Genomic DNA, 19852 nt, shown 5'->3' with positions numbered 1-19852 from the left:
TTAAGAGAAATGAAAAAAATTCTTCCACTTATATTACTTGCCGGGTTAGGTTTTTTAGCATATAGCTGTGATAACAGCAACAATGATCCTGTTGTTGTAAATCCGGGTACAGATAATGATACATACTCTACAGCGTATGACATTATTCCAAAATTTGTAAAACAGGATAGCTATACATATCATTTTGATGATGCTTTCAAAAGCCCGTTACTTGAATCTGATGTAGTTCTTATCTATTTACAGACAGGGCTTACTAATAATAATTCTCCAATTTGGAAATTACTTACCTATACTGAGTATCCTAATAATGGGGCGGATAAAGTTGAGTATTCATATGACTTCAGTAAGTTTGATATCGGAATCGATGTAAGATCTACAAATGGAGTTAATTTAGATAATAACCCGGGATACTATACAAACAAAAAATTCAGGGTTGTAATTGTTCCTGCGAAAACCGGTACATCTAAGAGTGCAACAGCAACATCTACGGTTGATTATTCAGACTACAACAGTGTAATTAAATATTACAATATTGATGAGTCTAAGATCGTAGTTAAAAATTAAGAAATATCTTTTCAGTTTTTTATAATTAAAAAAGCTCCGGGAGTTCACTTCCGGGGCTTTTGATTTATATGCCGTAAAAATAAATATTTCGATCAGTATTTATGCAAACTATGCTTATAGGTTTGAAAAGAAAAACTGAATAAATGATAAAAGAAAAGCTTCAGAAATATACTGAAGCTTTTTGTTTTATTTAGTTATCATTGTCATCCAGGAGATGTCCAAAGAAATCTTTTTTTGTCTGCAGATAGCCCTTGCTTATTTCATTGGCTGGAATCTGTAGTGGTACTCGTGAATTAAGGTGAATATTGCTGTTGACCACATACTTTACTTTTTCAGGATTATTGGTCAAAAGGTTGATATCTTTCACATTCAGCATATTAAGAATTTCAATGGCTACTCCAAAATTTCTGTCGTCTGCAGGAAGTCCCAGTTCAAGGTTTGCCTGTACAGTATCCAGTCCTTTTTCCTGTAGTGAGTATGCTTTAAGCTTATTGATGATTCCGATATTTCTTCCTTCCTGGCGAAGGTAAATAATGATACCACCATTTTCGTGAATATATTTCATTGCAGCATCTAATTGTTGGCCGCATTCACATTTTTTTGAATGGAAAACTTCTCCGGTAATACATTCTGAGTGGAAACGAACATTGACTGGTTTTGAAAAATCTGTGTTTTCAGCAACGATGGCCATATGAGGCATCCAGTCATTTGCGTTTTCGGAGAAAGCTATCATTCGGAAAGTACCGTATTCTGTAGGAACATTGGCTTCCGCCTGAATTTTAATCATTGATTGTTCAATTGGTTTTTAACTTCCTGGCAAAGTATCTTCAATAACAGAAATATTGGTTTTTAAACGAACCAAATACCTGTTGAGAACCTCATCGTCGTCTCTGTCAAGATTCTGCCTTAGCTTTTGAATTTTTTTGTATGATTTTTCGAAGCTTTTAAGGGCTCTGCTTTTTCCTGTAGAATTACTGGCATCAATAGCATATAAATAATTCTGAAGACTGTATTTCAAATTTGTAATCTCATCATTTATTCCGTTGTTTTTAAACTTTGGAAAAGTAGAGATCATATTTGAAATTTCAGAAGCATTTACATTCTCTTTAATATTGATATTAAAATTCTTCTTTGAGCTTCTGTCGGAATCAGAACCTTTAGTATCACTATAAAAATTATTTGACAACGGAGAAAGATTTAGCTTTTCTGTTGCGCAGGAAGATGTTAATATGATAAGTACTCCAAAAAAAAATAGTCGTTTCATTTCTGTTGCCCTTTTTGATAAAGGATTGGGTTAAGACTTTCATCGTTGTACATTTTCATTTGTTTGTAAACTTTCATCTTAACGTTACCGTTTTCAATATCAGTAAGCAACTGATCTATAGAAGTTGATAGGTCTTCTTTCTGAGTAAGCAGAACATCCAGTTTAGCCTGGCAGTTGTTTCTGTGTTCTTCAGAAGCGGATTCTCTATTGGCTTCTAACGACATATGATAAACCTTTAATGCAAGAATTGATAATCTGTCTACTGCCCAAGCGGGAGTTTCGGTATTTATTTTTGCTTCAGATTTAGGAGTTATATTTTCAAACTTATTAAGGAACCAGCTATCAATATATTCTACCAGATCAGTTCTTTTCTGATTGGAAGCATCTATTGTTCTCTTGAGTTGAAGAGCTTCAGCCGGGTCAATATTTTCATCTCTAATTATATCTTCCAGATGCCATTGAACGGTATCAATCCAGTTCTTTGCATACAAAATCCGTTCCAAACTATCTTTTTCAAACGGGTTATTAATTAGAGTGTTAACGTCATCAGACACGTGATAGTCTTCAATAGCTTGATTGAAGATTTTCCATGCAGTCTCAGTAAATTTCATTAATTCTAAGGAATTTTAGTTGCTTGAAGAATTATTGTTATTGGAAGCCGATTTATTTTCAGAACCCGGTTTATCTTCTTCTTTTACTGCATCTTTAAATTCCTTGATTCCTGAACCTACTCCTCTCATTAATTCCGGAATTTTCTTCCCTCCAAAAAGCAATACTAAAATGATTGCCACGATAAGGATGTGCTGCCAAGATAAGGCAAGTATTGTTAATGTATTCATCTCTTAAAATTTCTACAAAGGTACACTTTTTTTAATATGAAATCCAACCTAACGGATCAACTGGTGTACTTCCATTCCATACTTGGAAATCAAGTGTATAGGCGCCGTCAAAATCCTGAGCTATGGTGCCTACAGGAGTTCCTGAAGAAACCTGTTGTCCCTTGGAAACGCTTACATTTGCTAAGTTGGAATAAATGGTAAAGTAGCTTCCGTGTTTGATGATCACGGTTTTGGTCCCGTCATTGTTAGCCAGTACTGAGGATACCGATCCCGGGAATACGGATTTAGCCCGTGTACCGGAAGGAACAGAGATTTTAATACCATTATTCTCTTCGGTAATATTTTTGAAAACCGGGTGTGGCTGTCTTCCGAAACGGTGGGTGATCTGTCCGGCTCTGTCAGCAGGATAGCCAAGTCTTCCTCTGTTGTCAGCAAAACTGCTTCCCGCAGCAGTGGTGACTCCGTAGCTTGTCATGGCCTTTGTTTCAGCTGCCTTTTTCTCGTCTTCTTTTCTTTTAGCAAGGGCTGCTTCTGCAGCTCTTGCTGCGGTTAATTTATCTGCAGCTTCTTTAGCTCTTGCATTGGCTTCGTCTGAGGCCTTTTTAGCAGCGACTCTTCTGGCTTCATCTCTTGCGTTGGCTTCTGCCTTGGCAGCTTCTTCGCTGCGTTTTCTCTCTTCTTCTGCTCTTTTTGCTGCTAGTTCAGCGGCTTTTTTAGCTTCTGCCTCTGCAAGTCTTCTTTCTCTTTCAAGGGCTTCTGCTCTTGCTTTAGCTTCCGCTTCAATTCTTGCTTTTTCTCTTTCAGCAGCCAGCTTTGCCAAACGTATTTTTTCAGCTTCAGCTTTTTTTCTAGCTTCTTCTTCAGCTTTAGCGATTCTTATTTCTTCTGCAATGATGGCTCTGATCTGCCCTTCCAAAGCTTTGGACTGAACTTGTTTCTGCTTAAGTTCTGCAGTCAGTTTGGATTCATTTTTCTTAAATTCGGCTACAAGCTGTTCTTTCTGGGCTCTTTCTGCATTGATTGTCGCCAGATCCTTCTGCTGATTAACCAAAAGGTTTTCTTTCTCTTTTACAGAGTTTTGTTTTTGTGCGATGGTTTTCTTGATCAGATTGGCTGCATCAGTGATTTCTGCAGCTTTTTTATCTTGGTAATCAGAATATTGTTTCAGGTACTGTACCCTTCGTATAGCTTCCCCTAAATTTTTAGCGGAAAGAATAAAAGTCACTTTGTTCTGTACACCTTTATTTTTATAAGCATTCACCAAAACCTCAGCATAGTTTTTTCTTAGAACGGCCAGCTCTCTGTTCTGACGGTTAATTTCCAGCTGACGTAAATAGATATCATCTTCAATGAACCTTTTTTCTTTCTGAGTGTTGTTATAGACTTTTTCCCTCAATACCAATTTTTGGTTGACATTGGAAAGATAAGCAATAGAAAGTTTAGATTCACTTCTGGTTTTGGCTAAATCGGAATTTATTTGTGCAATTTGTTTTTTAAGTTCGGCATTCTGCTTCTGCAGCTGTTCTTTGTTCTGCTGTCCTTGGTGCAGTCCAAACATCAAAACACCTATTAAAAAGCTAAATTTTCTAATCATTTAATCTCAATTTTCTTATAACTGGATGGTACAGAATAAGGTGTTTCCATCCTCGAAAAGTCAAATTTCGTATTTTCCAATAAAATCTGACTAGATTTTGAGCCTTTTATAATTATTTTAACATTTTTGGGAAGGCGGATTCCTTCGTATTCATTCCAGTCACTATAAGAAACATCCAGCTCATCTGAAGACAGGATATCTTTTAAGTTGACATTCAGCAAATCATAGTTGGTATCATATTGCAGGGCAATTTTATACTCCCTGTTTTTTTCATCTGTTACAATTTTCTGATTGACATTGGAAACCATCTTAAATCCCTGCGCATTCCGGGTCAGATCAAACTGTCTGTCGTTGATCTTTACAAAGGTTCTTCCCAAAAGGATTTTCTCCAATGATTTATAATCAATAAAATTGACATTCAGTAAGTTATTGAGGTAGTCGAAATCAGAGTCTATGTAGGTTTTATTGATTTTATCCTGCCCTTTGATTCCTTCAGGAGTGGCAATACCTCTGGCTGCATTTATAAAAAGGGCTCTGAGATTCATCCATACCTTTTTATCATTTTCAATATAGATAGTGGCATCAAGTGTAGGTACAAAACTACCTGTTTCTACCTTTACTTTACTGTCGATTTTAATCTGGTCAAACTTAGGTGGAATTAATACATGTTCATAGAAAGTGAGCTTGTCTCTCACAGGTTCATTGGCATCTTTTGGATTTCCATTGTCCTTTACGGCATTAATGCTGTCCCGTGCATGATCTGTATCATTTTGAGCAGTTGTACGGGTCTTACAGGATGATAGGGCAAGAAGCAATAAAAGAAGTGGAATCCAATTTTTCATGTATTTATCTTTAATTAATAAAAATACGGTGCAATATTAACGCCAAACCACACAAAATCTTTTGTGTGGCCTGATGTTATCTTGTTTAAGTTAAATAATTTCTATTTAGACAGAAAATCTAAAACAGAATAATCTCCTAAAGAAATTTCTCTGGCAACTCCGAAATACTGTGCTGAATTACCAATCATAGAATTGGAAAGGTTTCCATGATTGATTCTGGTGTTTTCCTGAATCAGGGAGTTTTCAATATTAGAGTTTACAACAGTTGTGTTGTTCCCTAAAGAAACGCCAGGGCCTACTTTTGAATTGGAGATCTTTACATTTTCACCAATAAAGCAAGGCTGAATAATCAGGGAATTTTCAATCACAGCGGAAGCAGGGTAATGAGTCATTTCCTCTCTTTCATATTCAAGAATTTTGCTGTTGGTCTCTACTGTAGCATTTTTATTTCCGCAGTCCATCCAGTCATTCACTTTACCCAGGGTAAACTTAGCACCTTTTGCTCTTAGATTTTCAAGTGCTGTTGTCAATTGATATTCGCCTCCGTTTTTAATATCATTGTCCATAATATAATTGATCTCATCCATCAGCTTTTCAGCACTGTTGAAATAGTAGATCCCAATAATGGCAAGATCTGAAACATAGGTCTGCGGTTTTTCTACAAAGTCGGTAATAAAACCGTAGTTATCCAATTTTACTACTCCGAAGGCAGATGGATCCTCAACGCTCTTCACCCAGATTACACCATCAGAATTTTTGTCCAGCTGGAAATCTGCACGGAAAAGAGTATCTGCAAAAGCAATAACGATATCTCCCTGCATGGACTGCTCGGCACATTTGATGGCATGAGCGGTTCCAAGAGGATCATTCTGATAATATATACTACCTTTTGCTCCCAGCTTTTCAGCAATCTGAATCAGGGATCTTTCGATCTCAGGGCCAAAATCTCCGATGATAAACGCTACCTCTTCAATATTTTCTCCTGCAACTTTAGCAATATCTTCCACCAGTCTCTGTACGATAGGTTTTCCTGCAATAGGAATAAGAGGTTTTGGAACGGTCAGTGTATGTGGACGTAATCTGGAACCACGTCCAGCCATAGGAACAATAATTTTCATAAATTATATGTATAAAAGATGTTTTATTAGTTGTTTTAAATATTAAGGTTAAAGATAATAATTAAAACCTTTGATGAGGTATGATTTCTATCTTTTTAAATATTTGTTTAAATTAACAATAGGTTTGTTTACAAGCAAAATAAAGACCAAAGTTTAATTCTTTCTGATTCTTGATAAAATCAGGTTTTTTTCAGAATAAATCAAAATTCCGGTAAAGATTAAAAATAGAAGGTTACTTGTCAGAATATTATAGTTGAGGTATTTTACAATGATAAAACTGAAAATTCCAAGCAGTATCAGGAAGAAAGACATTTTCTTCATTCTGTAAGGAATAGGGTAGTATTTTTGTCCTAGCAGATAGGAGACAATCATCATAATAACATAGGCCCCAAAAGTGGCCCAAGCAGAACCGATCATACTGTGATAGTAATTCAAAGCTAAAAGGTTAAGAGCGATATTAATTCCTGCACCAAGCCATGAAATAACAGTTCCCATACTGGTTCTGTCTGTTACTTTATACCATGTTGAAAAGTTATAATATATTCCGAAGCAAAGATTGGCAATGACAATAATCGGGATGATATCTATGGCGATCCAATAGGACTTATTAGGAATAAAGACGGCTTTCAGCCAGGATATATTAGCAATAATTCCTAAAGCAACAGCGCTTGCAAAAAAGGCAAAATACTCAGCTACATTGGCATAAGTTTTTTTAGCATCCCCTTTATCCATCTGTTTAAAAAAGAAGGGCTCAATACCCATTCGGTAGGCTGTTACAAAAAGGGTCATCAGTACTGCCAGCTTATAGCATCCACCGTAGGCTCCTGCCTCTTCATCAGTGATATGATTTCTCTGAATGGATTTATCAAAGTTTTCATTTACCATGAAGGCAAGTCCTGCCAGCATCAGTGGGAAGGAGTATTTGATCATACGCCCGAATAAAGAAGTTACAAACTGAAACCTTACCTTTAATATAATAGGAAACAACAATAAAAAGCCTAATGCACTTCCTGCCAGATTACTGAAAAACGGATAGTCTACATTTTGGTCCAGACCAATACTTCTTGATACATTTTCCGGAATCCAGAAGAATAAAGCGGCTGTAAAAACAGCCTGAAATATAGACTGAACAATTCTTACTGCAGAATATTTGATCGGTTTATTATGAAAGCGCAGCCATGCAAAAGGGATGACCAGTAAATTATCAAAAAAGGCAATCAGTGCGAACCATCTGATGTATTCAGGATTGTCATGATACCCGGCATAATCTGCAATGGGCTGGTTGAATAAATAACACAGTGCAAGGAAAATAGTGGAGGTAGAAAATAAAAACCAGAACGAAGTGTTGAACGTCTTTTTCTCGTTATCCTCTTCAGCTGAGAATCTGAAATAAGCTGTTTCAAAACCAAAAGAAAGGATAATATTAACAAAAGAAATCCACGCATAAAGCTGCGTGAAAATTGCAAAACCTTCATTGGGAATCTTATAGATCAAAAGTGGATTAAGGATGAATAGAATAATTCTTGGTGCTATTGCTCCCACTCCGTAGATGATTGTCTGTCCTAATAGTTTCTTATACAAAGTCGAAATTTTTTTGCAAATGTAAAACTTTAAGCATTCGGTTGGTGATTTTGAGGTGAATTAAAACTTAAAATCTTAATTTTACGGGGAAATAAATTGAAATGAAAGTTCTTATAAAAAATGTAAGTATTGTTAACGAAGGGAAAATTTTTGAAAGCGATGTCTTAATAGAAAATGATTTAATCTCTAAGATAGCTGTGGGAATTTCTGAAGAGGCAGATCAGATGATTGACGGTTCTGGTAAGTATCTTCTTCCAGGTGTAATAGATGATCAGGTTCATTTCCGTGAGCCTGGGCTTACCCATAAGGGAGATATTGAAAGTGAATCAAGGTCAGCGATTGCGGGAGGAGTAACAAGTTTTATTGATCAGCCGAATACTGTTCCGAATGCTGTTACTCAGGAATTATTAGCAGATAAGTACGAGACTGCTTCCCAAAAAGCGTATGCCAATTACGGTTTTATGATGGGAGGAACGAATGATAATCTTGAGGAAGTTTTGAAAACAAATCCAAGAAATGTTCCCGGGATCAAGTTATTTTTAGGATCATCTACAGGAAATATGCTGGTAGATAATCCTGAGACACTGGAAAATATTTTCAGCAATACCAAAATGCTGATTGCGGTTCACTGTGAAGATGAGGCTACCATCAGGGCCAATACTCAGAAATACATGGAGGAATATGGTGAAGATATTCCTGTTAAATTCCATCATTTGATCAGAAGTGAGGAGGCATGTTATAAATCCTCATCCAAAGCTATTGAACTTGCGAAAAAAACAGGAGCAAGACTTCACGTTTTCCACCTTTCGACAGCAAAAGAAATGGAGCTTTTCAGAAATGATATTCCGTTAAAAGATAAAAAGATCACTGCTGAAGTATGTGTGCATCACCTGACTTTTACCAACGAAGATTATGAAACAAAAGGAGGTCTTATAAAGTGGAATCCGGCTGTGAAAACCCAAAAGGATAAAGATGCTCTTTGGGAAGCCCTGTTGGATGACAGAATTGACGTTATTGCCACAGACCATGCACCGCATACCGCAGAAGAAAAAAACAACGTGTATACCAAATGCCCTTCAGGAGCACCTCTGGTACAACATTCGCTGGTGGTAATGCTGGAAAACTATAAAAACGGTAAAATATCCCTTGAGAAGATCGTTGAAAAGATGGCTCATAATCCTGCTATTCTTTTTAAAGTTGAAAAAAGAGGTTTTGTGAGAGAAGGATATAAAGCAGATCTTGTTTTGGTAGATTTAAATCAGGATTGGACGGTTTCCAAAGATAACTTACTGTATAAATGTGGCTGGAGCCCATTAGAAGGAACGAATTTCCATTCGAAAGTTACCCATACTTTTGTCAATGGACACCTGGTGTATGATAATGGTAAAATTGCAGAAGGGAAATTCGGAGAGAGATTGCTTTTTGAACCTAGAGATTAATAAGATAATATTTCAAAATTCAATAGGAGCGGGCTTTAGCCCGCTCTCTTTATTAGTATTCTTCTATTGGCTTTAGCCAAAACTTATTTTATCCATTCATCTTCTTACTTCTTCGTTTTACTTCCCATATAAAACGTTAGCGTTCCTCCATTCATAATTTCAGAATGCTTCAATATAAAGTTTTTAATCTCTTTTCCATTCAGAAGAATTTTCTGGACATACACATTTTCCGGACTCTGATTGATGGTTTCAATTTCAAAAGTTTTCCCGTTTTCCAGATTCAGTACAGCATGATCAATCGCAGGGCTTCCGATAGAATAGTTCTCTGATCCCGGAGCTACAGGATAAAATCCTAATGAACTTAAAATATACCATGCACTCATTTGCCCGGCATCATCATTTCCGCCCAGTCCGTCTGGTGTAGCTTTGTACTGCATTTCCAGAATACGTCGGATCTGTGCCTGAGCTTTCCATGGCTGACCTGCCCAGTTATACAGATAAGCTACATGATGGGCCGGTTCGTTTCCGTGAACATACCCACCGATAATCCCTTCCCTTGTAATATCTTCAGTGTCAGCAAAAAATTCATCAGGGAGATGCATGGTGAACAGTTCGTCCAGTTTGGATGCAAATTTCTTCTTTCCTCCCATCATCGTAATCAGTTCATCCGGATTTTGTGGAACAAAGAAACTATAGTTCCATGAGTTTCCTTCAATGAAGCCTTGTCCATGGGTGCTTAACACATCAAAATCTTTTTTGAAACTTCCGTCCGCCAGGCGAGGACGCATAAACCCGATGGTTTTGTCAAAATTATTTTTCCAGTTTTCAGATCGCTTGATAAACTGATTGTAGATTTCTGTTTTGTTCAAATGTTTTGCCAATTGGGCAATGGCCCAGTCATCATAGGCATACTCTAATGTATTGGAAACGGAAGTGCCATTTTTTTCTGCCGGAATGTATCCAAGGTCAATATATTGGCCTATGCCTTCGTAATTTCTTTTGTTAGCCGTTTCTATACAGGCTTTTAGGGCTTCTTCAGGATCCCCTTCATAATTACCTTTAATGATAGCATCGGCTACTACACTTACACTGTGGTAGCCACTCATACACCAGTTGTCATTCGCATAATGTGACCAGATCGGCAGCATTTTCATAGAAAACTGATGATAATGAGCCATCATGGATTTTACCATGTCACTGTTCCGCTTAGGCTGGATAATATTAAAAAATGGATGTAGGGTACGGTAAGTGTCCCATAAAGAGAAAGTTGTATAATTGGTAAAGCCGTCTGCTTTATGAATATTCTGATCCAGCCCTTTATATTCTCCATTGACATCCATATAAGTCGTAGGATTAATAAAGGTATGGTACATGGCTGTATAAAAATTTGTCTTTTCTGTATCAGAACCTTTGATGACAATTTTATTTAGTTCTTTATTCCAGTTGTCTTGGGCTATAGCTTTAATCTGATCAAAAGTCATATTCCCGGCTTCTTTTTCCAGGTTTTCTAAAGCGTTGGCCTGGCTTACGGGAGAAATGGCAAGTTTTACCTCAATGGTTTCATTTTCATTGGTGTCAAAATCAAAATACATTTTCAGGTTCTTACCTGCAATCTCCGGGAAGTTCTGATTTTGGTCAAATTTTCTCCAAAATCCTTTGTAAACCTGTTTTTCATCATAGTTTTTCTGACCATACGATTTAAAGGGTTTTGAAAATTTCATGGCGAAATATACCGTTCTGGTTCTGGCCCAGCCATTGGTCTGACGGTAACCTGTGATGGTATTTCCATTTTCCACACGAACGTAGGTCCATACATTTTTTCCGTCATAATTGTAAATACCGGCCATCAGATCCATAATAATATGGGACTGGTCAGATTTTGGAAAAGTATATCGGTGAATTCCCACTCTTGGTGTTGCTGTTAACTCAGCAAGGATATTATGATCATCCAGTTTTACTTTATAATATCCAGCTTCAGCTGTTTCGTTCTGATGTGAAAATCTGCTTCTGTAGCCACTTTCAGGGTTAGAAGCTGTCCCGGGATTCAGCTGGAGTTTCCCTACGGTAGGCATGATCAGAAAATCTCCGAGATCAGAATGCCCTGTTCCGCTGAAGTGGGTAGAGCTGAAACCTACGATGGTCTTATCCTCATAACGGTACCCAGCACAGTATTTGTAAACCTCACCATTGTACTTTCCTTTAAGTTCATAAGAAATGGTGTCTGTTTCAGGGCTTAGCTGTACAGCTCCAAAAGGAACAGTGGCCCCGGGATAAGTATGCCCCATCTTTTCAGTTCCGATCAGTGGGTTGACATATTGTGTTAGTTTCTCAAACTTTTGAGCTTTAAACTGTGCACTTAAAAATAAAAGAAATAGAAAAACAGTAGGGCTGTGATGTTTCATTAATGATCAATTTTCAAAGTTTAAAATTAATTAAAATCATCATTTCTGTTGTGTTTTAGATAAGCTTAAATACTATTTATTCTTTCTCAGAAAAACGGAAGCCTATTCCGTGAAGGTTTTCTATTAAAATATTCTGTTCTTCGGCCAATACCTTTCTCAATCGGGAAATAAACACATCAAGGCTCCTGCCCATAAAATAATCATCATCACCCCAGATTGCCTTCAGGATGTCCTGCCTTTTGACCACCAGATTTTTATGTCGGATAAAATATAAAAGAAGGTCAGACTCTCTCTGGGTAAGGGTAATATTGTGGTCTATGCCTTGCAGCGTATAGTTTTTAGGATCAAAACTATATTTACCAACTTTATATCGTAGAGGAGCGGTATCTGTTTTCTTGGTACGTTTCAGAAAAACTTCAATTTTTAACATTAGTTCTTCAATGCTGAAGGGCTTAACCAGATAATCATCAGCGCCTATTTTCAGTCCTTTGATTCTGTCTTCTTTTAAAGCTTTTGCAGAAATGAAAATAATAGGTATTTCAGAATTCCTACTGCGTATCTGCTGTGCCAATTCAAAACCGTTTATGCCCGGCATCATGATATCCAGCAGACAAATATCAAAACTCTGACTGTTAAATGCTTCCAATGCAGATTTGCCATCTGCATAACAGCTGATATCATAATAACTTTCCAGGCTGTCCTCCACCAGAAAAGCTATGGTTTGGTCATCTTCGGCATATAAAATTTTAGATTTCTCCATAATTAAACATGATTAACTTGAAAACGGGCAAAAGATGGTAGTGGTTATTCCCTGGTCTTCATTATTCTCCACAGAAATTTTCCAGTGATGCTGGTGAGCTACTTTTTTTACATAAAACAATCCTAATCCAAAACCATTCACTTCTTCACTTCTTTTGGTATGTACCCGATAAAATTTCTCAAAAATATGAGGAATATTTTTAACAGGAATTCCCATTCCGTTGTCTTTAAACTTTAAATATAGTCCTTTTGAATCTTTATGGGCTGAAATTTTAATCAATGGTTTTGTTTCACAATATTTGATGGAGTTATCGATAAGGTTATAAATGATATTGGTAAAGTGAAACTCATCAGCCATTATTGAAGTACTGTATTCAATGTCAATCTCAATGCTGAGGTCTTTATTCTTGTGTTGTATACTGTCTGCAATCTCCTGAATAAAAGGAAGCAGCAGTATTTTTTGAGGTTTTAATGATAAACCGGAAACATCATTTTTTGCAATATTCAGTATCTTTTCAATATGATTATTGAGCTTATGGCTTTGATTGATAATAATAGATGTATAGGTCTGCAGTTTGGAATTATCCTGTACCAGATCCTGTTTATTAAGCGCTTCTGATGCTAACAGTATGGAGGATAAAGGGGTTTTAAACTCATGGGTCATATTGTTGATAAAATCCCGCTGCAATTCTGAAAATTTCTTTTGCTGAATAATGGTATAGATAGAATATACATACACCAGAAGAATGATGATAAGGGCAAAAGTAAGGAGATACCAGAATCTTAATGAACTGATAAGATAAGTGGTTTTATCAGGAAAACGTATAGAAAAGTAATAAATAAGGTTTTTATGCTTTGGGAAATTGATCACTTTGTTGCTGGGGCTTTCCTGATGTGAGGTCATATATTTTCCGTACACCATTTTATCACTATGACAATTGTATAGTGCATATACATAATCTGTATTGATCTGAAAACGGGTAAACTGTGTTTTCAGGTAATATTCCAGAACGACCGGATGAAATTCATTGTTGATATTGACTACATAATAGTCATTGGCAATATTCTGTACAGGGTTTTCGGTGTAGGATGTCTTTCCTCCGGAGAGTTTTTCTGCGACCTCCATTAAAGCAATATTGACCTTCTGATTAAATTTTTTATCTTCGAGATTATAAGCCTGTATCGTCCACATCAGCTGTGCTATTAAAATTCCGATAATAGCAACAAATCCCAGCGTTATGATAATATTGAGTCTCTTTATTTTCATTTCCTGAAACAATATTATCCAAAAATATCTATTTATCTTTTATCATTAACAACTTGTTAACAAATGTTTGGCAACGGTTAACAAGTTGTAATCACAGCCTGCTTTACATTTGTTATACCGAAAGAAAATAATCAGTTTCAAACATTAAAATTTATACTCATGAAAAAATTAAAAATTACAGCTCTTTTAGCCGTATTGGCATTCTCTCCGTTTTATGCAAATGTACTTACTCCAGATGCTCCTTCCATTGTAAAAATGGTTGCAGATGCCCTTAAATGGAAATCAGAATCTATTGATGTAGGAAATATTCCTCAGGGAAAACCAAAATTGATCAGATTTGAATTTACGAACACAAGTTCAAAACCAATCATCATTCAGAATGTAGCTCCTTCATGTGGGTGTACTACAGCAGATTATACAAAAACTCCTATCCAGCCGGGGAAAAAAGGATTTGTAGAAGCTAGCTACAACGCAGCAGCGGCAGGTCCATTTATGAAGACTGTAAATGTTACAACAAGTGAAAGCAAAACCCCTAAAACACTTTCATTCAAAGGAGTGGTAGTTGCTTCTTAATCTGTAATATTTTAAAATATACAAGTAGCCTGACCGTAATGATCAGGCTACTTTTCTTTTATACAAACTGATGCATTTCATAAATAATGTAAAGAATAATTATTTGTAGCATTATTTATCAACCTGTTTTAAGGGATTGCATTTCATTATTTATTATTTTTAAGAAAAAATATTTTATGAGTCTATATACACAACCTATGCTGCGCGAAGGTGCACTAAAAGATAAAGTAGCAATTGTAACAGGAGGCGGAAGCGGTTTGGGAAAAGCGATGACCAAATACTTTCTTGAGCTGGGTGCCAAAGTGGTGATTACTTCCAGAAATCTTGAGAAACTGCAGACTACAGCTAAGGAACTGGAAGACGAAACAGGAGGTAAGGTGCTTTGTGTAGCATGTGATGTAAGAAACTGGGATGAGGTAGAAGCCATGAAAGAGGCTGCACTAAAAGAATTCGGAAAGATTGATATTTTGTTGAATAATGCAGCAGGTAACTTTATTTCACCCACAGAAAAACTGACTCATTCTGCTTTTGATGCTATTCTGGATATTGTTTTAAAAGGAACAAAAAACTGTACGCTTTCGGTAGGGAAACACTGGATAGATTCTAAAACACCCGGAACTGTACTGAATATTGTAACAACATATGCATGGACAGGTTCTGCTTATGTAGTACCATCAGCCTGTGCAAAAGCAGGAGTTCTGGCAATGACCAGATCACTGGCCGTAGAATGGGCAAAATACGGAATCCGTTTCAATGCCATTGCTCCGGGGCCTTTCCCTACAAAAGGAGCCTGGGACAGACTTCTTCCGGGAGATCTTCAGGAAAAATTTGATATGAAGAAAAAAGTTCCGTTGAGAAGGGTAGGGGAACATCAGGAGCTTGCTAACCTTGCCGCTTATCTGGTTTCTGATTATTCAGCTTATATGAATGGAGAAGTTGTAACCATCGACGGTGGAGAATGGCTTCAGGGTGCAGGAGAATTCAATATGCTTGAAGCAATCCCAAGTGAAATGTGGGATGTTTTAGAAGCCATGATTAAAGCAAAAAAATCTAATTAAATTAAACTTATATTAAAAAAACTCCCGGATGTGTAACAATTCCGGGAGTTTTTTTTACCTATACAGAAAATAATACTTTTTCAAATGAATTTTAAACTTCCAACCCTTGTTTCGACGCTTGCAGTGGTACTGTTTACAGGATCTTCCTATGCCCAGCAGACCCCGAAATATGATTATGTAGAAGCATTTAAGCCGTTCTTTTATCCGCAGACAGGTACAGCAACCCGTTCTGCGAGTGGGCAGCCCGGACATGCTTATTGGCAGAATTCAGCAGATTATCATTTGAATGTCAGCCTGAATGAAGATAAAAAAGAGATTACCGGTACAGCACAGATTACCTATACCAACAACAGCCCGGATAAATTAGGTTTTCTTTGGCTGCAGCTGGATCAGAACCTGTTTGCAAAAGATTCCAGAGGAAATGGAGTTGTTCCGCTTTCGGGAAGCAGAAATGGAGCCCATGGCGAAGAATTTAACGGGGGATATACGATTAAATCAGTCAGGCTTGATGGTAAAGAAGTTAAATATACCATTACCGATACAAGAATGCAGATAGATCTTCCAAAAGAACTGAAAGCCAATGGAGGGGTAGCCAAGATAGAAATAGAGTATTCTTTTGTTTCTCCGGATTATGGTTCAGACAGGATGGGAGTTCAGGAAACCAAAAATGGTAAAATTTTTACCATGGCGCAATGGTATCCGAGAATGTGCGTATATGATGATGTTATGGGATGGAACACGCTTCCTTACCTTGGAGCTTCGGAGTTTTATCTGGAATATGGAAATATCACAGCCAATATTACTGTTCCTGCCAATCATTATGTAGTGGCATCAGGAGAGCTTTTGAATGAGAAAGATGTTTACAGTAAGGAAGAAATCAGCAGATGGAATCAGGCAAGAAACAGTGATAAAACGGTAACGATCCGCTCTGAGTCTGAGATAGGTAAAAATAAAATATCCGGTACAAAGACCTGGAAATTTAAAATTACACAGGCAAGAGATTTTGCCTGGGCTTCTTCAGCAGCATTTATTTTAGATGCCGCAAAAATCAATTTACCTAGCGGAAAGAAATCTTTGGCTATTTCGGCCTATCCTGTAGAAAGTGCCGGGGAAAAAGCCTGGGGAAGAGCTACAGAATATACTAAAGCTGCTATAGAGCACTATTCAAAAAAATGGTATGAATATACTTATCCGGCAGCCAGTAATGTAGCAGGAAATGAGGGCGGAATGGAATATCCGGGAATTGTTTTCTGTCATATGGATTCCAAAGGAGAAGATCTTTGGGGAGTTACGGATCACGAGTTTGGGCACAACTGGTTTCCTATGATCGTAGGATCTAATGAGAGATTGTTTGCCTGGATGGACGAAGGATTTAATACCTTCATTAACGGACTTTCAACCGAAGCTTTCAATAAAGGAGAATATTATCGTAAACCGAATCTGGCACGATCAGGAGTTTACCTTCTGAATGACAATCTGGAACCTGTAATGGTAGGACCGGATAACATGAGAGAAAGAAGTATTGGAGCATTGGCTTATTATAAACCGGGAACAGGATTGGATGTTTTAAGAGAAGCCATTCTCGGTCCTGAAAAATTTGATAAAGCATTCAGAACATATATAGACCGCTGGGCCTTTAAACATCCAACTCCATGGGATTTCTTCCATACGATGGAAAACGTTTCCGGGGAGGAGCTGAACTGGTTCTGGAGAGGATGGTTTTTTAATAAATGGAAAATTGATCAGGCTGTTAAAAATGTGCAGTATATCAACGGGGACTTTAAGAACGGAGTTCAGATTACGGTTGAAAATATTGGCCAGCTGCCAATGCCTACAACAGTACAGATCAGATTCAAAGACGGAACAGCTCAGACTTTGAAAATTCCTGTTGAGGTTTGGAAAAGAAATACGGAATGGACATTCAAAGTGGATTCTAAAAAAGAAATAGATGAGGTAAAGCTTGATCCGGATTCTGTAGTTCCTGATGTCAATCTGGAAAACAACAGTAAAAAGCCTGCATAGAAATGTTGGATCTATTTTAATTTAACGCAAAGATTTAATAGTTAATACTGAAGTTTTAAGGGAACAAAGATGGAATCAACTTCATTGATTCTTTCTAAGCGTAAGCCGCTTCATCAGCAACTTTGTTGCTTTCTTAGTTTACTTTAAAATAAGAAGAATTCAGATCATCTTTGCATTTATGAACGATAAGTAGCAGCAAAAGACATCTGTTACAAAAGCCTGAACTTACCACCGTAAGTTCAGGCTTTTATTTTTTTAGGGTGTTTTTCCTGAATAAGTAGAGGTGTTCTCCTGAAGTGTTTTGAAGGTTGGTGATCTAATTTTGTCCCACAATATTAATCAAAAACAAAAACATGGAAACATTAAAATCAGTGCTTGAAGCAAGCCACGCCAAAAAAACAAAAAATGAGTTAATTGATCTCTTATCGGGAGTAGAAAAAGTTCTTACCCCTGCAGTGTATGAAAAAGTATCAGGAATCGAAACTTCGGAATTGAGTTCATTGACCAATAAAGAATTGTTAGCCATTGTAGACGAATTCAAAAAGAATTATGATGAAAAGTGGGAAAAATCTTTCTCCGGTGCTTCTTCAGAAATTATGAAGCTTATTGCCGGTAAAATGGCTGCCGATGAAGAGATCTTCAGAACTTCAGATGCTGCCAGTGCAGATTTTGCGGCAGAACTGGGAAGTATTGACTTTGCCACCATTATTGGCGGACCTTTGGATGCCTGTGTAAAAGCACAGTCCAATGCTTCTATAGCCACCGTTAATTTCATCAATGAGGTCGGTTTTGAACTTACAGATCCTGCCAATGCAGCCAGTGCTAAAAAACTGAGAATGGCAGAATTCAAATACAAAAAAAATGTCCCGAATCCGGATTTTAAAGAAGATGAGCCAGTAAGTGATACCAACCCTAAAACGATTCCTAATGATGTGGAAATTTCAGTGCCTTTTATTGCGCTGCTGAATGTTCCGAGCTTCAGAATTGAAACCTGTGAAGTAGACTTTAATGTGAAACTTAATTCGACATATACCAAAGATGTAAGTGACGAATTCGGTATCAATGCAGGAGTATCCGGTGGCTGGGGTCCTGTAAAATTCAAAGTGGATGTTTCCTATAAAAGAACTTCCAGTACAGGAATCAAAGTGGAAAAAGAGTATTCCCTTGGGGTAAAAGTGCGTGCAACCAATGATGAAATGCCTGCAGGACTTGAAAAAGTACTTGGACTTCTTTCACAATAAAACATTTTACGAAAAATGATAAAATTATCAGATTACCTGAATTATCTCAACAATGAGATAATTCAGGCTCGTAAAAAAGCTGACGAGAATGCTGTTCTTATTGCCAAAGAATATGCCCGTCATGAGTACCTTAAGTATTTCAAGGTTCCACGCTATGCTCTGCCCAGTGTAAAGATGGATATTCCGATTAAGATCACAGACATAGATTCTGACCCCAAATATAATTTTAAACTGAATCAGGATCAGTTTGTTGCCGAAATAAATGAGAGAATCCGTCTGGTAAATAAAGAAAAAAGCCTGAATATTTCTGAAATCAGCAAAAGGCAGCTTCAAACCGAAGAATTCAAAGCGCTTTTCAGCAAACTGGAAAAAAATGATCAGAAATTCGGTAAAATTCCTTCTAATGAAGTCCTCAAACTGGATCTCAGAAAAAAAGTTCAGCTTCTTAATTCCGGAATCTTCAGACCTCAGGAAGGAACAGCAGAAGAAACTGATGAACTGAAAGAAATTTTTTCAAAAGTGTTGCTGAATAAATATACATTGGTGAACGCAAAGCTGAACAATATTTACATAGATCCCAATACAAGCGCTGCGGAAGATAAAGATAAACTGTTTATCAATCTTCATGTGGAAATGGAAGAAGAGGGAATCAGGATTGTCTCCTACAAAGATAAAGACGGCAATGAAATAGAACAGATAACATTTGAGTAATGCAGGAACTTATTCACTTTACGGTACAGAAAATTAAAGAACTTCTGCAGCATTTCAACGAAGTTCAGGCGTTGTACCTGTCGAAATCCTTTGACTTTGATGCCCGTTTTGATGTATTTCTTAACGAAATGCTGGAGTATTTTCGGACCAAAGGAAACACGAGCCACGAATCTGAAGTTTTGAAGATTATGAATATGATTGCTACCGTCAAAAGAGGATTTAATCCCATTAAAATGGAGAAAATACTGACTGGGAGGAGAGAAATTCTCGGGGGATTTTCATTTAACGGAATGGAAAGCATTTATGGAATTCTGACGGAAATATACACCAGGGAAAATAAGAAGCTTGAAGAGGCGGAAGAACTTATTTCGGGAATCATTGTATCCCTCTATCAGAACGGAATTCTTGATGATGAAAAACTGAAAGAAATGAATTCTGTTCCTAAAATTGAACGTTTCTGGACTTCACTGGCTGAACAGAATACAGCGATATCCGGAATTAACAAGAAACTCAGACTGACCATTATTCCTGAAGATATTTTCCTTATCCTGGAAAAAATATTTCTGAAGTTAATTTAA

At 37.0% G+C, this 19852-nt stretch carries 19 protein-coding genes; 8 read left to right on the top strand and 11 right to left on the bottom strand.

Annotation, left to right across the window (positions count from 1 at the left end):
* Positions 1-9 precede the first annotated feature (9 nt).
* Positions 10-564, top strand: coding sequence for a hypothetical protein (locus CRS_RS22350; protein ID WP_142726164.1), 555 nt, complete (start codon positions 10-12; stop codon positions 562-564).
* Positions 565-754: 190 nt separating this feature from the next.
* Here the strand turns inward: CRS_RS22350 and ribA are convergent, their stop codons facing one another.
* The 8 genes from ribA to CRS_RS22310 all read right to left on the bottom strand — a co-directional run bounded on the left by ribA (position 755) and on the right by CRS_RS22310 (position 7802).
* Entirely contained in the window at positions 755-1351 is a 597-nt protein-coding gene (ribA, locus tag CRS_RS22345) for a GTP cyclohydrolase II (RefSeq protein WP_142726163.1), read from the bottom strand.
* An 18-nt stretch (positions 1352-1369) separates the two neighbouring features.
* A complete protein-coding gene (locus CRS_RS22340; RefSeq protein ID WP_142726162.1) occupies positions 1370-1828 on the bottom strand; it encodes a hypothetical protein in 459 nt (152 codons plus the stop codon).
* On the bottom strand, positions 1825-2439 hold the full coding sequence (locus CRS_RS22335) for a DUF4254 domain-containing protein (protein ID WP_142726161.1): 615 nt from the start codon (positions 2437-2439) through the stop codon (positions 1825-1827). Before CRS_RS22335 ends, CRS_RS22340 begins: the two co-directional genes overlap by 4 nt.
* 15 nt (positions 2440-2454) lie before the next feature.
* Positions 2455-2667, bottom strand: coding sequence for a twin-arginine translocase TatA/TatE family subunit (locus tag CRS_RS22330; protein ID WP_002981818.1), 213 nt, complete (start codon positions 2665-2667; stop codon positions 2455-2457).
* A gap of 31 nt (positions 2668-2698) precedes the next feature.
* The gene (locus CRS_RS22325; protein WP_142726160.1) at positions 2699-4261 is read right to left on the bottom strand and encodes a M23 family metallopeptidase; all 1563 of its coding nucleotides are present in this window, start codon (positions 4259-4261) and stop codon (positions 2699-2701) included.
* The gene (locus tag CRS_RS22320) at positions 4258-5103 is read right to left on the bottom strand and encodes a DUF4292 domain-containing protein (protein WP_142726159.1); all 846 of its coding nucleotides are present in this window, start codon (positions 5101-5103) and stop codon (positions 4258-4260) included. The genes CRS_RS22325 and CRS_RS22320 overlap by 4 nt, the downstream gene beginning before the upstream one ends.
* Positions 5104-5204: 101 nt before the next feature.
* Positions 5205-6221: a sugar phosphate nucleotidyltransferase gene (locus CRS_RS22315; RefSeq protein WP_142726158.1), complete on the bottom strand. Its 1017-nt coding sequence runs from the start codon at positions 6219-6221 to the stop codon at positions 5205-5207.
* Positions 6222-6374: 153 nt separating this feature from the next.
* Positions 6375-7802, bottom strand: coding sequence for an oligosaccharide flippase family protein (locus CRS_RS22310; RefSeq protein WP_142726157.1), 1428 nt, complete (start codon positions 7800-7802; stop codon positions 6375-6377).
* A 101-nt stretch (positions 7803-7903) separates the two neighbouring features.
* On the opposite strand from CRS_RS22310, the gene CRS_RS22305 reads away from it, so the two are divergent.
* Positions 7904-9241 (top strand): dihydroorotase, encoded by a 1338-nt coding sequence (locus CRS_RS22305; protein WP_142726156.1) that lies wholly within the window; start codon positions 7904-7906, stop codon positions 9239-9241.
* 104 nt (positions 9242-9345) lie between these two features.
* On the opposite strand, the gene CRS_RS22300 is transcribed toward CRS_RS22305, so the two are convergent.
* The 3 genes from CRS_RS22300 to CRS_RS22290 form a co-directional block, all read right to left on the bottom strand.
* Positions 9346-11643 (bottom strand): GH92 family glycosyl hydrolase, encoded by a 2298-nt coding sequence (locus tag CRS_RS22300; protein WP_142726155.1) that lies wholly within the window; start codon positions 11641-11643, stop codon positions 9346-9348.
* Positions 11644-11719: 76 nt separating this feature from the next.
* Positions 11720-12403 (bottom strand): response regulator transcription factor, encoded by a 684-nt coding sequence (locus CRS_RS22295; RefSeq protein ID WP_142726154.1) that lies wholly within the window; start codon positions 12401-12403, stop codon positions 11720-11722.
* 12 nt (positions 12404-12415) lie between these two features.
* Positions 12416-13669 (bottom strand): sensor histidine kinase KdpD, encoded by a 1254-nt coding sequence (locus tag CRS_RS22290; RefSeq protein WP_142726153.1) that lies wholly within the window; start codon positions 13667-13669, stop codon positions 12416-12418.
* Between the two features lie 159 nt (positions 13670-13828).
* Here CRS_RS22290 and CRS_RS22285 point away from each other — a divergent pair, with 159 nt between their 5' ends.
* From CRS_RS22285 to CRS_RS22260, 6 genes are all read left to right on the top strand, one after another.
* Positions 13829-14242 carry a DUF1573 domain-containing protein gene (locus CRS_RS22285; protein WP_142726152.1) on the top strand — a complete coding sequence of 138 codons (414 nt, stop codon included), beginning with the start codon at positions 13829-13831 and terminating at the stop codon, positions 14240-14242.
* 176 nt (positions 14243-14418) lie between these two features.
* Positions 14419-15300: an SDR family oxidoreductase gene (locus tag CRS_RS22280; RefSeq protein ID WP_142726151.1), complete on the top strand. Its 882-nt coding sequence runs from the start codon at positions 14419-14421 to the stop codon at positions 15298-15300.
* 84 nt (positions 15301-15384) lie between these two features.
* Positions 15385-17322, top strand: a complete 1938-nt coding sequence (locus tag CRS_RS22275) for a M1 family metallopeptidase (protein ID WP_142726150.1) — start codon at positions 15385-15387, stop codon at positions 17320-17322.
* Positions 17323-17675: 353 nt separating this feature from the next.
* Positions 17676-18563, top strand: coding sequence for a DUF2589 domain-containing protein (locus CRS_RS22270; RefSeq protein ID WP_228451324.1), 888 nt, complete (start codon positions 17676-17678; stop codon positions 18561-18563).
* 15 nt (positions 18564-18578) lie between these two features.
* Entirely contained in the window at positions 18579-19274 is a 696-nt protein-coding gene (locus CRS_RS22265) for a hypothetical protein (protein WP_142726149.1), read from the top strand.
* Positions 19274-19852: a hypothetical protein gene (locus tag CRS_RS22260; protein ID WP_142726148.1), complete on the top strand. Its 579-nt coding sequence runs from the start codon at positions 19274-19276 to the stop codon at positions 19850-19852. Before CRS_RS22265 ends, CRS_RS22260 begins: the two co-directional genes overlap by 1 nt.

Origin of the sequence: Chryseobacterium sp. ON_d1 (assembly GCF_006829085.1) — a bacterium.
Lineage (GTDB): Bacteria > Bacteroidota > Bacteroidia > Flavobacteriales > Weeksellaceae > Chryseobacterium.
Note: the sequence above shows the minus strand (reverse complement) of the source record. Positions and strands in the feature narration are given on the sequence as shown.

What these genes read in the sequence shown, in the direction of transcription:
- CRS_RS22350 (WP_142726164.1), top strand. Translation starts at nt 10, where the DNA reads ATGAAAAAAATTCTTCCACTTATATTACTTGCCGGGTTAGGTTTTTTA.
- ribA (WP_142726163.1), bottom strand. Translation starts at nt 1,351, where the DNA reads ATGATTAAAATTCAGGCGGAAGCCAATGTTCCTACAGAATACGGTACT.
- CRS_RS22340 (WP_142726162.1), bottom strand. Translation starts at nt 1,828, where the DNA reads ATGAAACGACTATTTTTTTTTGGAGTACTTATCATATTAACATCTTCC.
- CRS_RS22335 (WP_142726161.1), bottom strand. Translation starts at nt 2,439, where the DNA reads ATGAAATTTACTGAGACTGCATGGAAAATCTTCAATCAAGCTATTGAA.
- CRS_RS22330 (WP_002981818.1), bottom strand. Translation starts at nt 2,667, where the DNA reads ATGAATACATTAACAATACTTGCCTTATCTTGGCAGCACATCCTTATC.
- CRS_RS22325 (WP_142726160.1), bottom strand. Translation starts at nt 4,261, where the DNA reads ATGATTAGAAAATTTAGCTTTTTAATAGGTGTTTTGATGTTTGGACTG.
- CRS_RS22320 (WP_142726159.1), bottom strand. Translation starts at nt 5,103, where the DNA reads ATGAAAAATTGGATTCCACTTCTTTTATTGCTTCTTGCCCTATCATCC.
- CRS_RS22315 (WP_142726158.1), bottom strand. Translation starts at nt 6,221, where the DNA reads ATGAAAATTATTGTTCCTATGGCTGGACGTGGTTCCAGATTACGTCCA.
- CRS_RS22305 (WP_142726156.1), top strand. Translation starts at nt 7,904, where the DNA reads ATGAAAGTTCTTATAAAAAATGTAAGTATTGTTAACGAAGGGAAAATT.
- CRS_RS22300 (WP_142726155.1), bottom strand. Translation starts at nt 11,643, where the DNA reads ATGAAACATCACAGCCCTACTGTTTTTCTATTTCTTTTATTTTTAAGT.
- CRS_RS22295 (WP_142726154.1), bottom strand. Translation starts at nt 12,403, where the DNA reads ATGGAGAAATCTAAAATTTTATATGCCGAAGATGACCAAACCATAGCT.
- CRS_RS22290 (WP_142726153.1), bottom strand. Translation starts at nt 13,669, where the DNA reads ATGAAAATAAAGAGACTCAATATTATCATAACGCTGGGATTTGTTGCT.
- CRS_RS22285 (WP_142726152.1), top strand. Translation starts at nt 13,829, where the DNA reads ATGAAAAAATTAAAAATTACAGCTCTTTTAGCCGTATTGGCATTCTCT.
- CRS_RS22280 (WP_142726151.1), top strand. Translation starts at nt 14,419, where the DNA reads ATGAGTCTATATACACAACCTATGCTGCGCGAAGGTGCACTAAAAGAT.
- CRS_RS22275 (WP_142726150.1), top strand. Translation starts at nt 15,385, where the DNA reads ATGAATTTTAAACTTCCAACCCTTGTTTCGACGCTTGCAGTGGTACTG.
- CRS_RS22270 (WP_228451324.1), top strand. Translation starts at nt 17,676, where the DNA reads ATGGAAACATTAAAATCAGTGCTTGAAGCAAGCCACGCCAAAAAAACA.
- CRS_RS22265 (WP_142726149.1), top strand. Translation starts at nt 18,579, where the DNA reads ATGATAAAATTATCAGATTACCTGAATTATCTCAACAATGAGATAATT.
- CRS_RS22260 (WP_142726148.1), top strand. Translation starts at nt 19,274, where the DNA reads ATGCAGGAACTTATTCACTTTACGGTACAGAAAATTAAAGAACTTCTG.